Below are 14,126 nucleotides of genomic sequence, written 5' to 3'. Positions count from 1 at the left end.
CGTCGCTTTACCCTGCCAAAAGAGCACTAGTAACAAAGAACTACCCGCTTAGCGAGGCACTACCGCTTTCAGCGTGAATTCCCCATCACCATTCGGCAACGCCGTCAGCTTCCCGCCCACGGCGGCCAGCCGCTCGTTCAGGCCGCTCAGCCCGCTGCCGAGGTCGAGGGCGCGCCTGCGGGCCACGCCGTCGTTGCGGACCTCCAGCGTCGCGTCGTCGCCGGTGAAGCGCAGGGTGATGTCGCAGAAGCTCGCCGTGGAGTGCTTGAGCACGTTGGTCACCGCCTCGCGCACCACGTACGCGAAGACCCGGGCCACCTCCACGGGAACCTCCCGGTAGGGCAGGTTCAGCTCACAACGCACGCCGGCCGCCTCCAGCACGCTCTTGACGCTCAGCAGCTCCGCGGGCAGATCCAGCTCCCGGTAGCCGCGCACCGCCTCGCGCAGCTCGCGCAGCGCCTTCCTGGTCAGGTCGCGGACCTCGATCATCTCCGCCTTGGCGGCTCCCACGTCGGCGTCGGCCAGCCGTACGGCCAGCTCCGACTTGACCGCGAGCGCGGAGAGCTGATGCCCCACGAGGTCGTGCAGGTCGCGGGCGAAGCGCAGCCGCTCCTCGGCGACCGCGAGCTGCGACTGGGCCTCCTTGGCCTCGTGCGCCTTGGCGGCCAGCAGCCAGATCCACACCCACATCCGGTTGGACAGCGGGGTCATCAGGCAGATGAGCAGGTAGGTGAAGGCGGCCGCCACGATCCCGACCCCCACCGGGGTGTCCTCGGGCACGAAGACCACCCGCCCGGCCACCGTCCAGAACGACGCCAGCGCGGTGACGACCAGCCAGGAGCCGAACATCAGCAGGAACATGGTCCGCCGCCGGACCCCCACCACCGCCACCGACAGCCACGCCATCGGGACGAACCCCCAGCCGACCACGTCGGCGCCGCTGAGCGCGCAGGCGGCGAAGGCCAGGACGCCGGCGACCACGACGTCCCTGACCGGATAGCGGCGCTCGAAGACGGCGTCGCTGATGCGCAGGTAGAGCCAGCTGAAGACGACCGTCATGAGCAGCGCGAGCCCGATCTGCCATGGCTCCGTCCGGCCGGTCCCCAGCGTGGCGGCGGAGTTGAGCAGGATGACCAGCCACATGGCGCCGAGTGTCGAGTTCAGCACCAGGCGGGTCGTGCGGCGGGCCCGCGTCAGCTCATCCATCTACTTCGCGCGCAGCACGTCGCCGAGCTTGACCTTGGCCCCGGTACGCAGCACCGCCCGCTCGTAGACCTTGGCGCCGACGGACAGCATGCCGAGCACCGCGCCCACCATCAGCACGGCCGCCAGGGAGACCTCCCACAGGGGCACCTCGGCGGCGGCCAGGCGCACCGGCATGACGATCGAGGAGAAGGGCGGGATGATCGAGACGATCTGCGCCAGCGTGCCGGTCGGCTGGTTGGCGGCGAAGAAGCCCACGAGGTAGGTGACCATGATGAGCATGGTCATCGGGGTCAGCGTGTTGCCGACCTCCTCCTGCCGGGAGACCAGGGAGGCCAGGGAGGCGGCCAGCGTGGCGTAGAAGGCGTACCCCAGGATGAACCACACCAGCACCCAGGTCACGATCATCGGCATCCCGGGCGGGAAGTCCATGGCCAGACCGGAGGCGAACGCGGCCACGAGGCCGGCGGCCAGTGTCACGGCCAGGTTGATGACGCCGATCACGCCCAGTCCGACGATCTTGCCGCCGAGCAGTTGCCACGGCCGCAGCGAGGCGAACAGGATCTCCACGATCCTGCTGCCCTTCTCCTCGACCACGCCCATGGCGACCATCATGGCCTGCCCGATGACCAGCATGAACAACAGGACGACCAGCACGGTCGCGATGCCGGCGCGGGCGGCCTGGTAGCGGGTGTCGGCGCCCACCGACTCCATGGCCAGCGGCGGGATGTTCACCCCGGCCGCGCCGAGCCGCGCCTCGCGGTTGACGCTCTGGAGCAGGATGCCGAGCTCGGTCTCGATCTCACCGTCGGTCAGCACCTTGGTGCCGTCCACGAGCACCGCCTCGACGTCGCCGTCGAGGAGCGCCTTCTTGGCGGCTCCCGCGTCGGCGTACTTGCGCCACTCGAACTCGATGTCGGGGGCCGCCGCCTTGAGCGGTAGCTGCTGGGAGTTGACCGTGCCCAGCGTGTAGGAGTCGGGGCCGCCCATGAGCTTGGGGGCGAAGGCGAGGCCGGCCATGATGACCACGGTGACGATCAGGCCGATGATGAAGGCTTTGGTCCGCAGCTGGGTCGAGATCTCCCGACGCGCCACCAGGAGCAGGGAGTTCATGCCACGGCCTCCTTGAAGATCTCGGTGAGGGTGGGGTGCTCGACCCCGAAGTGCTCGACGTGTCCCGCCTTGATGGCGCGGTGCAGGATCTCCTGGTCCTCGCCGGACTCGATGAGCAGCACGTGCCGGTCGCCGGTGACCGTGAGCCGCCCCGGCAGGCCGTCGGCCCAGCCGGGCTGGGCGTCGCGCACGACGACGCGCAGCGTGCTGCTCTCGGCCGCGCGCAGCTCCTCGACGGTGCCGCTGGCCACCATGCGCCCGGCCGAGACGATGCCGACCGCGTCGCACAGCCGCTCCACCAGTTCAAGCTGGTGGCTGGAGAAGATCACCGGCACACCGCCCCTGCACCGCTCCTGCAGCACTCCGGCCAGTGCGTCGACCGCGATCGGGTCCAGGCCGGAGAACGGCTCGTCGAGCACGAGCACCTCGGGGTCGTGCACCAGGGCCACGGCCAGCTGCACACGCTGCTGGTTGCCCAGGGAGAGCGCCTCGACGGCGTCCGCGCGCCGCTCGGTGAGCGAGAGCCGCTCCAGCAGCTCGTCGGTGGCCTGGCGGGCCTTGGGCTGGCTCAGCCCGTGCAGGCGGCCGAAGTACTCGACCTGCTCGCCGACCCGCATCTTCTGGTAGAGCCCGCGTTCCTCGGGCATGTACCCGAAGTTGCGCCGGTCGGCGGCGCCGAGCGGGCGGCCCTGCCAGACGACCTCGCCGGCGTCGGGCCTGAGCACCCCCATGACGATCCGCATGGTGGTGGTCTTTCCGGCGCCGTTGGCGCCGACGAACCCGAACATCTCGCCGGGCCGTACGGCGAAGGCCACCCCGTCCAGGGCGACCTTGTCCGCGTACCGCTTGCGCAGATCCCTTATCTCCAGCATGCGTCTATGGTGCTGGCTGGGCGGTTCATCCAGGTAGTCGTGGAAATCACCGGCTGGAAATGCAGGGTGCGTGCGCTTCGGATGACATTTGTCATCCCGCGGCGCCGCCATGTGGACGCCCTTTGTCGGGAGCCCTCCGGCTGTGGCAGTCTCCGCATTTGGACGCGCCCGTACGACACCGACCAACCCCTGCCGAGGCCAGCCACATGACCGCCAGTTTCCACCCGGACGGCTTCCCGCTCCGATTCACCCACCCCGACCTGCCCGGCCACCCGTTCCTCCTGCAGGAGGACACCGACCGCTGGCACACGCCCGCCCACCGATGGGGCAGCGGCTTCGCGATCACCTCACGGGGCTCGGGCCGCTGGAACGCCGCCTCCGGCGTCCACGAACCCGTCCCCGGCCTCACCTTGACCATCGCCAGAACCGCCGGCGAGAACGCCCTCACCGAGACCTACACCTGGCTCAACACCGGCGACTCCCCGCTCACACTCGGCTCGCTGGCCGTCTCCCTGCCGATCAGGGACGTCTACGACGACGCCGAGGACGCGCTCACCCGCGCCTGCCACGCCCACATCTGGACCGGCGGCGCCTGGTCCTGGGTGCTGGCCCAGCCGATGAGCGGCGAAGGCCCGGTCCTGGGCACGATCGTGCGCGAGGGCGCGCTGTGGGCCTACTCGGTCGAGTCCAGGAACATCGGCTCCGGCTCCAACGTCCGCGGCCACATCCTGCTCCACGTCACCGACCACGCCAGGAACCCCCAGGCGTTCGGCGGGCAGCCCGAGATCGTGCTGGAGCCCGGCCGGCCGTACGTGCTGCGGCTGGAGACCGGCTTCCACGACTCCGTCGAGGCGTTCCTGCCCGCGACCCGCCCGCCGGTGGCCATCGACCGGCTGGTCGCCGAGACGGGACAGACGTTGCGCGTGGGCGATCGGGAGATCACCTCGCACGAGCACGGGGCGGTGCACGTCGAGCTGCCGGGCGGCAGCCGTACCGCGGTGTTGTTCCACATGCCGCGGCGCGAGCTGGTCGAGCGGCGGGTCGCCCGCGTCCTGGCCGACCACCGGCCCCTGCACCTCGACGGGCCGGAACGGCACGCCTTCGTCCCCTACGACAACGCCACCGGCCTCACCCAGCCCACCAACGGCTGGGGCGACTGGACCGACGGCGCCGAGCGGCTGGCCATGCCCACACTGCTCCAGCAGGCCAGGCTGCGCGGCTGGGGCGACGCGACGGCGATCGACGAGGCGCTGCACGGCTGGTCGGCCTTCGCCCGCGCCTGGCTGGTGGAGGAGGACGGCACCGTCCGCCGCGGCAGCCACTTCCCCGAGCGCGAGCCGCGCCTGTACAACTTCCCCTGGCTGGCCCACTTCTTCGCCGACCAGTTCAAGCTGTACGGCGAGGCCGCCGACCTCGACCTGGCCGCCCGTGTCGTCGAACGCGCCTACACCCTGGGCGCCATCGACCACCTGCTGCTCGGCTTCCCCGAGGTGATCCTCCAGGTGGCCGGTCAGCTCGACGAGAACGACCAGCCCGCACGGGCCGCCGGACTGCGCGACTCACTGGCCAAGCACGCCGCCCACTTCGCCCGGCTCGGCCACGCCCTGCCCAGCCACGAGGTCAACTACGAGCAGTCGATGGTGGCGCCGCTGGTGTCCCTGCTGGCCGCCGACGGCGGCCACCCCGAGGCGCTGGAGCGGGCGCTGCGCTGGCTGCGCGCCTTCGGCGGCCCCCAGCCCCACGTACGGCTGCGCGACATCGGCATCCGGCACTGGGACGGCTTCTGGTTCGGCCGCGACCGGCTCTACGGCGACGTCTTCCCGCACTACTGGAGCGTCCTGACCGCGGTGGCCCTGTCCCAGGTGGGCGAGAGGGAGAGCGCTGAGGCCATCTTCCGCGCCAACCTCGTCACCTACACCGCCGACGCCTCGGCCACCTGCGCGTTCGTGATGCCGAGCTGTGTGGAGGGACTGCCCGCGCACCGGCCCGACCCGCTCGCCAACGACCAGGACTGGGCGCTCACGCTGTGGCTCCGCAGTACATGTGAAGAGTGAGATCCTGGGGCCATGACCCGAGCAGACAAGGACAAGCCCGTCGTCCTCTCCAAGATCTACACCCGCACCGGGGACGACGGGACGACCGCGCTCGCCGACATGAGCCGCGCCCCCAAGACCGACTCCCGCCTGGCCGCCTACGCCGACGCGGAGGAGGCCAACGCGGCGATCGGCCTGGCCCTGTCGTTCGGCACGCTCGCGCCGGAGATCGCGCAGGTGCTGGGCCGCGTCCAGAACGAGCTCTTCGACCTGGGCGCCGATCTGGCGACGCCGGTGGTGGCCGAACCGGAGTTCCCGCCGCTGCGGGTCGAGGCGTCCTACGTCGAGTGGCTGGAGGCGCGGTGCGACGCCTTCAACGCCCAGCTCGAACCGCTGCGCAGCTTCATCCTGCCCGGCGGTGACCCGGCCACCGCCCAGCTCCACGTGGCCCGCGTCACGGTCCGCCGGGCCGAGCGCACCGCCTGGGCCGCTTTGGAGACGCACGACGACATCAACCCGCTGACCGCCACCTACCTGAACCGGCTGTCGGACCTGTTGTTCATCCTGTGCAGGGTCGCCCACGACGGCTCCGAGATCCTCTGGAAGCCTGGCGGCACCCGCTAGGCGACGTCGAGGTAGGCGCTGGGCGGAGCCGACTCCAGCCACGCCAGGAAGCCCGTCAGGGCGTCCGCGCTCATCGCCAGCGACACCGGGCCGCAGTCGATGGCGTACAGGTCGTCGTCGAGCGGGCGGCGGTCGGAAACGACGAGGCCGCGCCTCGCGATCGCGTGGCGCGGCCTCAGTCGCACTCCGATGAGCGGGATCCAGTGGAGCTCCCCGTCGGCGTAGCGGGCTACCCCGCTGCGCCAGGAGCCGGACCCCTGTCGCAGCCGACAGGGCACACTCCCGCGTGTGCGCGCGAGCACCAGCCCGCGCAACACGATCAGGGCGGCGAACAGCAGCACACCGATCAATACCGTCAGCGCTGCCGCCATCGCCGCCCCCAAATGATCAGACGTCCTCGCCGGCCGCCTTCAGTCGAGCCCGCGCACGCTTGGCCTCGACTGCCGCGTCGGCATCCTCCTGGTTGCTCTCGATCGAGGCCTGAGCCCGCTCAAGAGCGTCGCGCGCAGCCGCGACGTCGACCTCGGAACCGAGCTCGGCCACCTCGGCGAGAACGGAGACCTCGTCGTCGGCCACGGAGATGAAACCCCCGTGGACCGCGGCGACCAGATCGCCCTCGCCCTCCCGCTTCACGCGCAGCACGCCGCCCTCGACGAGGACGCCGAGAACGGGTGCGTGTTGCGGCATAATACCGATCTCGCCGTCCACGGTCTTGGCAATCACCATGTCGGCCTCGCCCGACCAGATCTCACGCTCTGGCGAGACAACCCCTACGCGTAGCTTGGCCACGTTAGGTTCCCTTCCGGTCTCAAGATGCCGGTATCAGCGCTTGCTGACACCGGCATCGTCGGGCGATCAGCGCTCGAGTTCCTTGGCCTTCGCCACGGCCTGCTCGATGCCGCCGACCATGAAGAACGCCTGCTCGGGCAGGTGGTCGTACTCACCGGCGCACAGCCCCTTGAAGGAGGCGATGGTCTCGTCCAGCGGCACGTTCTCACCGGGCTGACCGGTGAACGCCTCGGCGGCGTACATCGGGTGCGACAGGAAGCGCTCGATGCGGCGGGCCCGGTTGACCGTGACCTTGTCCTCTTCGGACAGTTCGTCGATACCGAGGATCGCGATGATGTCCTGCAGTTCCTTGTACTTCTGCAGGATGCGCTTCGTCTCCTGGGCCACCGCGTAGTGCTCGGCGCCGACGATCTGCGGGTCGAGGATGCGGGAGCTGGAGTCGAGCGGGTCCACCGCGGGGTAGATGCCCTTCTCCGAGATCGGCCGCGACAGAACGGTCTGCGCGTCGAGGTGCGCGAACGCGTTGTGCGGAGCCGGGTCGGTGATGTCGTCCGCGGGCACGTAGATCGCCTGCATGGAGGTGATCGAGTGACCACGCGTCGAGGTGATGCGCTCCTGGAGCACACCCATCTCGTCGGCCAGCGTGGGCTGGTAACCCACGGCGGACGGCATGCGGCCGAGCAGCGTGGAGACCTCGGAACCGGCCTGCGTGAAGCGGAAGATGTTGTCGATGAACAGAAGCACGTCCTGCTTCTGCACGTCGCGGAAGTACTCCGCCATCGTCAGCGCCGACAGGGCCACGCGCAGACGGGTGCCCGGGGGCTCGTCCATCTGGCCGAAGACGAGCGCGGTGTCCTTGAGGACGTCCGCCTCCTCCATCTCCAGCCAGAGGTCGTTGCCCTCACGGGTACGCTCGCCGACGCCCGCGAAGCAGGACGTACCACCGAAGTTACGCGCGACTCGGCGGATCATCTCCTGGATCAGAACGGTCTTGCCGACACCGGCGCCACCGAACAGACCGATCTTGCCGCCCTGCACGTACGGGGTCAGCAGGTCGATGACCTTGATGCCGGTGACCAGCATCTCGGTACGGGACTCCAGCTGGTCGAACGCCGGGCTGGGGCGGTGGATGCCCCACTTCTCGGTGACCTTCAGGGAGGAGGTCGGCACGTCGAGGGACTCGCCGAGCGCGTTCCACACGTGACCCTTGACGACGTCGCCGACGGGCACCGAGATCGGCTCGCCGGAGTCGGTGACGGCGGAGCCGCGCACCAGGCCGTCGGTGGGCTGCATGGAGATCGCGCGGACCAGGTTGTCACCCAGGTGCTGGGCGACCTCCAGGGTCAGCTTCTTCGTCTCGCCGCCGAGCGTGACCTCGACGTTCAGCGCGTTGTAGATGTCGGGCATCGCCTCGACGGGGAACTCCACGTCGACGACGGGACCGTTGACACGAGCCACACGGCCCGTGCCGGTCGTGGTCTCAACAGCCTCTGCAGTCATTTCACTCTTTCCCCGCTGCGGCGTCGGCCAGCGCGTTGGCGCCACCGACGATCTCGCTGATTTCCTGGGTGATCTCGGCCTGGCGAGCCTGGTTCATCTGCTGGGTCAGAACCCGCATCAGCTCGTTGGCGTTGTCCGTCGCGGACTTCATCGCGCGCCGGCGCGCGGCCTCCTCGGAGGCCGCCGACTGCAGCAGCGCGGTGAAGATACGGGACTCGACGTAGCGCGGCAGCAACGATTCCAGCACGTCGCCCGCGGTGGGCTCGAACTCGAAGTACGGCGGGATGGTGTCCGTCGCCGTGGCCTCGGTCTCTTCGATCTCAAGCGGCAGGATGCGCTTGACCACCACGTTCTGGGTGAGCATCGAGACGAACTCGGTCGAGACGATGTGGATCTCGTCGATCCCGTTGTCGTCCTTGAACGAGTCGATCAGCTCGCCCGCGATGGTCTTGGCGTCGCCGTAGGAGGGCTTCCTGGAGAAGCCGACCCACTGGCCGCCCATCGAACGCCCGCGGAAGGAGTGCCAGGTGACACCCTTGCGGCCGGTCACGAACGGGATGACCTCAAGCCCGCGGCCCGCCAGCAGCCCGCGCAGGGCCTCGGCCTCGCGCAGGACGTTGGCGTTGAAGCCACCGCAGAACCCGCTGTCGCTGGTGACGATGAGGACGCCCGCCTTGGCGGGGTTCTCCTTCGCCACCGTCAGGGGATGGTCGACGCTCGCCGCGTTGCTGACGACGCCGGTGACGGCGCGAGTGATCTCACGCTCGTACGGCAGCGCCGCGTGCATCCGCTGCTGCGCCCGCACGATCCGTGAGGAGGCGATGAGCTCCTGGGCGCGCGTGATCTTGGCGGTCGAGGTGACCGACTTGATCCGCCGCCGCAGCAGCCTTAGCTGGGCACCCATGGCCTACTTCTTCTCCGCCGACCGGACGACCTTCTTGATCTTCTCCTGGCCGACCTCGTCCGCGTCCAGCGGCGCGACCGGCTCGTCCTTGATCAGAAGCTCACCCGAGGAGGTGGTGAAGCCCTTCTTGAACTCCGTCACGCTGTCCTTGAGCGCGGTGACGGTGTCGTCCGACAGCTCACGGGTCTCCCGGATGCTGTCGAAGATGCCCTTGTGCGCGCTCTGGATGTAGTCGAGGAACTCCGACTCGAAGCGGCGGATGTCCTCGACCGGGACCTCGTCGAGCTCACCGGTGGTGCCGGCCCACACCGACACGACCTCGCGCTCCAGCGAGAACGGGCTGTACTGGGGCTGCTTGAGCAGCTCGACCAGGCGCAGACCACGCTCGAGCTGAGCCTTGGAGGCGGCGTCGAGGTCGGAGGCGAACGCGGCGAACGCCTCCAGGTCGCGGTACTGCGACAGGGCCAGACGGAGCGTACCGGCGACCTTGCGCATCGCCTTGGCCTGCGCGGAACCACCGACTCGGGAGACGGAGATACCGACGTTGATGGCAGGGCGGACACCGGCGTTGAACAGGTCGGTCTCAAGGAAGACCTGGCCGTCGGTGATGGAGATGACGTTGGTCGGGATGAACGCCGAGACGTCGTTGCCCTTGGTCTCGATGATCGGCAGACCGGTCATCGAGCCGCCGCCCATGTCGTCGGAGAGCTTGGCGCAGCGCTCCAGCAGGCGGGAGTGGAGGTAGAAGACGTCGCCGGGGAAGGCCTCACGGCCCGGCGGGCGGCGCAGCAGGAGGGAGACCGCGCGGTAGGCGTCGGCCTGCTTGGTCAGGTCGTCGAAGACGATCAGGACGTGCTTGCCCTGGTACATCCAGTGCTGGCCGATGGCCGAACCGGTGTAGGGGGCGAGGTACTTGTAGCCGGCGGCGTCGGACGCGGGAGCGGCCACGATGGTCGTGTACTCCAGCGCGCCCGCCTCCTCCAGGCGAGCCCTGACCTGCGCGATCGTCGAGCCCTTCTGGCCGACCGCGACGTAGACGCAGCGCACCTGCTTCTTCGGGTCGCCCGAGAGCCAGTTGTCGCGCTGGTTGAGGATGGTGTCCACGGCGATCGCGGTCTTGCCCGTGCCACGGTCGCCGATGATCAGCTGACGCTGGCCACGGCCGATCGCGGTCATGGCGTCGATCGCCTTGATGCCGGTGGCGAGGGACTCCTTCACCGGCTGGCGCTGGACGACACTGGGCGCCTGGAGCTCAAGGGCGCGCAGGCCCTCGGACTCGATGTGGCCCTTGCCGTCGAGCGGGTTGCCCAGGGGGTCGACCACGCGACCGAGGAAGTTGTCGCCGACGGGCACGGACAGGACCTCGCCCGTCCGGCGGACCGTCTGGCCTTCTTCGATCTTGCTGAAGTCGCCCAGGATAACGACACCGATCTCGCGGGTGTCGAGGTTCAGTGCCAGACCGCGCGTGCCGTCCTCGAACTCGAGCAGTTCGTTCGCCATCGCCGAGGGAAGGCCGGAGACGTGGGCGATGCCGTCGCCACAGTCGACGACGGTCCCGATCTCCTCGCGCGCGGCGCCTTCCGGTTCGTACGCCTGGACGAAGCGCTCAAGCGCGTCCCGGATCTCGTCCGGCCGGATCGTAAGCTCCGCCATCTCTACTCTGTCTCCCTATTCGCCTTAGCCGGCCAGCCGGCGGCGGACTTCTTCGATTCGTCCCACAATGGTGGTGTCGATGATCTCGTCGCCGATGCGGACCGAGAATCCACCGAGCACACGCGGATCCACCTCGACGTTCAGGTGCACGTCGCGGCCGTAGGAGCCGCGCAGCCACGCCGTCAGGCGCTGCTTCTGCTCCTCACTGAGCGCGACGGCGCTGCGCACCACCGCGACCAGGCGCTGCCGCTGCTGAGCGACCAGCTGCCCGTACTCCTCGAGGCCACCCTCCAGATTACGTCCTCGCGGGTGCGCGGCCAGCTGTGCGACCAGACGCAGCGTGGACGGTGCGACCTTGCCGCCGAGCAGGTCCCGCAGCAACTGCTGCTTGCCTTCGGCGGGCGCGGACGCGTCGGTGAGAGCGCGGCGCAGTTCGGGGTTGGCGGCGACGATGCGGCCGAAGCGGAAGAGCTCGTCCTCCACGTCGTCCAGCTTGCCCTGCCCCTCGGCCTCGGCGGCGGCGGCGACCACGCCGAGCCGCTCCAGCACGTCGGTCAGGTCCCCGGCCCGCGACCACCTGGCCGCGACCGCGGCCTCGACGGTGCTGAGGGTCGCGTCGCTGACCTTGCCCTGGAGCAGGCTGCGAAGGGTCTCCGCCTTCTGCCCCGCGGGCCTGGCCGGGTCGGAAAGGGCGCGGCGCAGGCCGTGCTCGCGGTCGAGCAGGTCGGTGACCGCGAACAGCTCGTCGGAGAGCGCGCCGAGGTCGGCGCTGCCGGCCGCGGCGTTGAAGCGCTCCTCGACCTCAGCCAGCGAGGTCCTGCTCAGACCCCTCATGTCTCGCTCCGCTCAGTGCGTCGGGTTCGCTCCGGCATCAGCGCACCGCCGCGGAGTTCTCGAGCTCGTCGAGGAACCGGTCGACGGTACGGCGCTGCCGGACCTCGTCCTCAAGGGACTCGCCGACGATGCGTCCGGCCAGATCGGTCGACAGGCGGCCGATCTCGTTGCGGAGCGAGGCGAACGCCGCCTGGCGGTCGGCCTCGATCTGGGCGTGCGCCGCCTCGACGAGACGACGGGCCTCGGCCTGCGCCTCCTCGCGGAGCTCGGCCTTGATCTGCGCGGCCTGCTCACGAGCTTCCTCGCGCAGACGAGCCGCCTCATGCCGGGCCTCGGCCAGCTGGTCGCGGTACTGCTGCTGCAGCGCCTGCGCCTCGGCCTGAGCTTCCTCCGCCCTCTTGATGCCACCTTCGATGGCATCGGTCCGCTCGGCCAGAGTCTTCTGGATGCGCGGGGTGAGGACCTTGATGAGGAAGAAAGCGACGACGGCGAACGCGAAGATACCGACGACGAGCTCGTACGTGTGCGGAAGGAGCGGGTTGTAACCCTCCTCCGCAGCGAGGAGCGTAGCTGCCTTAGTCATGGATGCAGCCTTTCGTCAGAGAGTCTTCTGATTACTTGATGCCCTGGAAGATGAACGGCGCGACCAGACCGATCAGGGCCAGGGCCTCGGTGAGGACGAAGCCGAGGAGCATGTTCTGGCGGATCAGGCCGTACGCCTCCGGCTGGCGGGCGATGGCCTGCACACCCTGACCGAAGATGATGCCGACGCCGATGCCGGGGCCGATGGCGGCGAGACCGTAACCGATGGCGGTGACGTTGCCGGAGACCTCAGCGAGAACGCTCATTGCTGTTTTCCTTTACTGGACGGCCGGTGAAGCGGAGTCTCACCGGTCACGGACTGTTCCGGTATGTGGTTCTCAGTGCTCCGCGTGCAGCGCGCCGCCGATGTACATCGAGGCCAGCATCGCGAAGAGGAATGCCTGCAGGAACTGGATGAACATCTCGAAGCCGGTGAAGACGATGGTCATCACCACACCGAGCACGCCGATCGGGGCACCCAGCGGGGTCAGCTTCTCGAACAGGAACCAGAAGCCCACCATGCTGAAGAAGGCCAGCAGCATGTGACCGGCGAACATGTTGGCGAACAGTCGCACCGCGTGCGTGAAAGGCGCGATGATCATGTTCGAGAGAAACTCGATCGGGGCCAGCAGGACGTAGATCGCCTTCGGCAGGCCGGGGGGGAACATCATGTTCTTGAAGTAGCCGACGGCACCCTGGTGCTTGACGCCGAGATACACCTTGATGACGTAGATGGTGATCGCGAGCACCGCGGGGAAGGCGATGTGCGAGGCGACGGGGAACTGGATGAAGGGCACGACGCCCATCAGGTTCCAGACCAGCACCAGGAAGAACATGCTCAGCAGCAGGCCCATCCAGCGGTCGGCGTCCTTGCCCAGGAAGGGCCGGGCGACCTGGTCGCGCACGAACATGTAGCCGTACTCGGCGACGTTCTGGATGCCCCTGGGCACGATCTTCGGCTTCGCGAAGGCCGCCCAGCAGAAGCCGATCACGATGACCGAGCTGAGGATCGCGAGGAGAACCGGCTTGGTGAACCAGGCGACCCCGGGAATGATCGGGGCAAGGTCGAACAGTGACTCGGGCGTCGGCGCCCCGAACTCGCCAGGAGTGTCGGCGGCCAGGACCGTCAGCGCATTCACGCGGCGTCCCCTTCAACGTCGTAGTGGATCACAAGGGTTTCCTCAGCGAAGCGATCGCCAGGTGGGGTCAGCGACCGTACTTCCGGTAGACCAGGTAGACGGCGAGAGCGACCCCCACGACAATGCCTATGGGGAAGAGCGCGGACGTGCCGAACCAGCGGTCCAGCAACCAGCCCGCACCGCCGTAGATCGCCATCCCGGAGAGAAGGTAGCTGGGAATCGACCACGCGGCGTTGGCGAAGTCCTGGCCGTCGTCTTCGGGCCGGCGCTTCTTCTCTTCGCTCATCGCGCGCCCGACGATAGCAGGCAAGCAGAGGACTAGTCATATCGGACCCGCCCCTTTACCTTGCTCATGAGTCGCCCTGGCCCGGGACTTTGGCGTCGGGGTCCACGTAAAGCATCTTCGTCTTCATGAAGGCCCTGACTTCGGCCGCGGTCCACACGATCGTGCAGATCACGACGCTCCAGGCGAAGGCCCGCGGGTTCCACGCGGTGGTGTCACCGAACGTGGAGAGCATGACCATGATGACGACGACTTTGACGAGGTAGCTGACCATGGCGGCGGCGGCCATCATCTGCGGGGAGATTCTGGCGGCGTACGAGACGACCACCACGCTGATGCTGAAGAAGACACCGACCAGCGCGAGCCCGACCAGGGCTCCGATGGCTCCTTTACCCCCCGCGAGGAAGAAGGCCACGATGGCGGCAACGGCGCCCACGACCAGCGTGGGCAGCGCGGCGCTTTTGAGTACGCGCACGTCGTTGGCCTGCATCGGTGCTCCCGTAGCGAGTTATCAAGCGAGCGTTTGCTACCCCCAGAGCCGGTGCGTCCGGGGGGCCTTGCTCGTGAAAGATATCACAAGCTCATGGAAGACCGCTT

16 protein-coding genes are annotated in these 14,126 nt (G+C 68.7%); 2 read left to right on the top strand and 14 right to left on the bottom strand.

Annotation, left to right across the window (positions count from 1 at the left end; translation table 11 throughout):
* Window positions 1-48 precede the first annotated feature (48 nt).
* From ACIBHY_RS12285 to ACIBHY_RS12275, 3 genes are read right to left on the bottom strand one after another with little or no spacing between them, the layout of a single operon-like run.
* Window positions 49-1,206: a sensor histidine kinase gene (locus ACIBHY_RS12285; protein ID WP_397252544.1), complete on the bottom strand. Its 1,158-nt coding sequence runs from the start codon at window positions 1,204-1,206 to the stop codon at window positions 49-51.
* Complete coding sequence (locus ACIBHY_RS12280; protein ID WP_397252543.1) at window positions 1,207-2,316, bottom strand: ABC transporter permease; 1,110 nt, start codon at window positions 2,314-2,316, stop codon at window positions 1,207-1,209.
* The gene (locus ACIBHY_RS12275; protein WP_397252542.1) at window positions 2,313-3,188 is read right to left on the bottom strand and encodes an ABC transporter ATP-binding protein; all 876 of its coding nucleotides are present in this window, start codon (window positions 3,186-3,188) and stop codon (window positions 2,313-2,315) included. Before ACIBHY_RS12275 ends, ACIBHY_RS12280 begins: the two co-directional genes overlap by 4 nt.
* Before the next feature lie 206 nt (window positions 3,189-3,394).
* On the opposite strand from ACIBHY_RS12275, the gene ACIBHY_RS12270 reads away from it, so the two are divergent.
* Together ACIBHY_RS12270 and ACIBHY_RS12265 are read left to right on the top strand one after the other, a co-directional pair.
* Window positions 3,395-5,242, top strand: a complete 1,848-nt coding sequence (locus ACIBHY_RS12270; RefSeq protein WP_397252541.1) for a hypothetical protein — start codon at window positions 3,395-3,397, stop codon at window positions 5,240-5,242.
* Between the two features lie 12 nt (window positions 5,243-5,254).
* Window positions 5,255-5,845, top strand: a complete 591-nt coding sequence (locus ACIBHY_RS12265; protein WP_397252540.1) for a cob(I)yrinic acid a,c-diamide adenosyltransferase — start codon at window positions 5,255-5,257, stop codon at window positions 5,843-5,845.
* Here the strand turns inward: ACIBHY_RS12265 and ACIBHY_RS12260 are convergent.
* The 11 genes from ACIBHY_RS12260 to ACIBHY_RS12210 all read right to left on the bottom strand — a co-directional run bounded on the left by ACIBHY_RS12260 (window position 5,842) and on the right by ACIBHY_RS12210 (window position 14,019).
* Window positions 5,842-6,216, bottom strand: a complete 375-nt coding sequence (locus ACIBHY_RS12260; RefSeq protein ID WP_184965940.1) for a DUF2550 domain-containing protein — start codon at window positions 6,214-6,216, stop codon at window positions 5,842-5,844. The two genes, ACIBHY_RS12265 and ACIBHY_RS12260, sit on opposite strands and share 4 nt — an antisense overlap.
* A gap of 16 nt (window positions 6,217-6,232) precedes the next feature.
* A complete protein-coding gene (locus tag ACIBHY_RS12255) occupies window positions 6,233-6,634 on the bottom strand; it encodes a F0F1 ATP synthase subunit epsilon (RefSeq protein WP_184965942.1) in 402 nt (133 codons plus the stop codon).
* 66 nt (window positions 6,635-6,700) lie between these two features.
* Window positions 6,701-8,134, bottom strand: coding sequence for a F0F1 ATP synthase subunit beta (gene atpD, locus ACIBHY_RS12250; protein WP_379609106.1), 1,434 nt, complete (start codon window positions 8,132-8,134; stop codon window positions 6,701-6,703).
* Between the two features lies 1 nt (window position 8,135).
* Window positions 8,136-9,038, bottom strand: a complete 903-nt coding sequence (locus ACIBHY_RS12245; RefSeq protein ID WP_397252539.1) for a F0F1 ATP synthase subunit gamma — start codon at window positions 9,036-9,038, stop codon at window positions 8,136-8,138.
* 3 nt (window positions 9,039-9,041) lie between these two features.
* On the bottom strand, window positions 9,042-10,691 hold the full coding sequence (gene atpA, locus ACIBHY_RS12240) for a F0F1 ATP synthase subunit alpha (RefSeq protein WP_397252538.1): 1,650 nt from the start codon (window positions 10,689-10,691) through the stop codon (window positions 9,042-9,044).
* A 24-nt stretch (window positions 10,692-10,715) separates the two neighbouring features.
* A complete protein-coding gene (locus ACIBHY_RS12235) occupies window positions 10,716-11,525 on the bottom strand; it encodes a F0F1 ATP synthase subunit delta (protein ID WP_397252537.1) in 810 nt (269 codons plus the stop codon).
* 37 nt (window positions 11,526-11,562) lie between these two features.
* A complete protein-coding gene (locus ACIBHY_RS12230) occupies window positions 11,563-12,108 on the bottom strand; it encodes a F0F1 ATP synthase subunit B (protein WP_397252536.1) in 546 nt (181 codons plus the stop codon).
* A 31-nt stretch (window positions 12,109-12,139) separates the two neighbouring features.
* Entirely contained in the window at window positions 12,140-12,373 is a 234-nt protein-coding gene (atpE, locus tag ACIBHY_RS12225) for an ATP synthase F0 subunit C (RefSeq protein WP_036327412.1), read from the bottom strand.
* Window positions 12,374-12,445: 72 nt separating this feature from the next.
* Window positions 12,446-13,246, bottom strand: coding sequence for a F0F1 ATP synthase subunit A (gene atpB, locus ACIBHY_RS12220; protein ID WP_397252535.1), 801 nt, complete (start codon window positions 13,244-13,246; stop codon window positions 12,446-12,448).
* A gap of 67 nt (window positions 13,247-13,313) precedes the next feature.
* Entirely contained in the window at window positions 13,314-13,532 is a 219-nt protein-coding gene (locus ACIBHY_RS12215) for an AtpZ/AtpI family protein (protein WP_379609100.1), read from the bottom strand.
* Between the two features lie 64 nt (window positions 13,533-13,596).
* Window positions 13,597-14,019 (bottom strand): hypothetical protein, encoded by a 423-nt coding sequence (locus ACIBHY_RS12210; protein ID WP_397252534.1) that lies wholly within the window; start codon window positions 14,017-14,019, stop codon window positions 13,597-13,599.
* Between the last annotated feature and the right edge of the window lie 107 nt (window positions 14,020-14,126).

The sequence above is a fragment of the Nonomuraea sp. NPDC050547 genome (assembly GCF_044457345.1).
Taxonomy (GTDB): domain Bacteria; phylum Actinomycetota; class Actinomycetes; order Streptosporangiales; family Streptosporangiaceae; genus Nonomuraea.
Note: the sequence above shows the minus strand (reverse complement) of the source record. Positions and strands in the feature narration are given on the sequence as shown.

Bases quoted from the DNA above. Each gene is read 5' to 3' on its own strand.
- ACIBHY_RS12245 (WP_397252539.1), bottom strand. From the start codon at position 9,038: ATGGGTGCCCAGCTAAGGCTGCTGCGGCGGCGGATCAAGTCGGTCACC.
- ACIBHY_RS12260 (WP_184965940.1), bottom strand. From the start codon at position 6,216: ATGGCGGCAGCGCTGACGGTATTGATCGGTGTGCTGCTGTTCGCCGCC.
- ACIBHY_RS12270 (WP_397252541.1), top strand. From the start codon at position 3,395: ATGACCGCCAGTTTCCACCCGGACGGCTTCCCGCTCCGATTCACCCAC.
- atpE (WP_036327412.1), bottom strand. From the start codon at position 12,373: ATGAGCGTTCTCGCTGAGGTCTCCGGCAACGTCACCGCCATCGGTTAC.
- ACIBHY_RS12285 (WP_397252544.1), bottom strand. From the start codon at position 1,206: ATGGATGAGCTGACGCGGGCCCGCCGCACGACCCGCCTGGTGCTGAAC.
- atpA (WP_397252538.1), bottom strand. From the start codon at position 10,691: ATGGCGGAGCTTACGATCCGGCCGGACGAGATCCGGGACGCGCTTGAG.
- ACIBHY_RS12215 (WP_379609100.1), bottom strand. From the start codon at position 13,532: ATGAGCGAAGAGAAGAAGCGCCGGCCCGAAGACGACGGCCAGGACTTC.
- ACIBHY_RS12235 (WP_397252537.1), bottom strand. From the start codon at position 11,525: ATGAGGGGTCTGAGCAGGACCTCGCTGGCTGAGGTCGAGGAGCGCTTC.
- ACIBHY_RS12230 (WP_397252536.1), bottom strand. From the start codon at position 12,108: ATGACTAAGGCAGCTACGCTCCTCGCTGCGGAGGAGGGTTACAACCCG.
- atpD (WP_379609106.1), bottom strand. From the start codon at position 8,134: ATGACTGCAGAGGCTGTTGAGACCACGACCGGCACGGGCCGTGTGGCT.
- ACIBHY_RS12210 (WP_397252534.1), bottom strand. From the start codon at position 14,019: ATGCAGGCCAACGACGTGCGCGTACTCAAAAGCGCCGCGCTGCCCACG.
- ACIBHY_RS12280 (WP_397252543.1), bottom strand. From the start codon at position 2,316: ATGAACTCCCTGCTCCTGGTGGCGCGTCGGGAGATCTCGACCCAGCTG.
- ACIBHY_RS12265 (WP_397252540.1), top strand. From the start codon at position 5,255: ATGACCCGAGCAGACAAGGACAAGCCCGTCGTCCTCTCCAAGATCTAC.
- ACIBHY_RS12275 (WP_397252542.1), bottom strand. From the start codon at position 3,188: ATGCTGGAGATAAGGGATCTGCGCAAGCGGTACGCGGACAAGGTCGCC.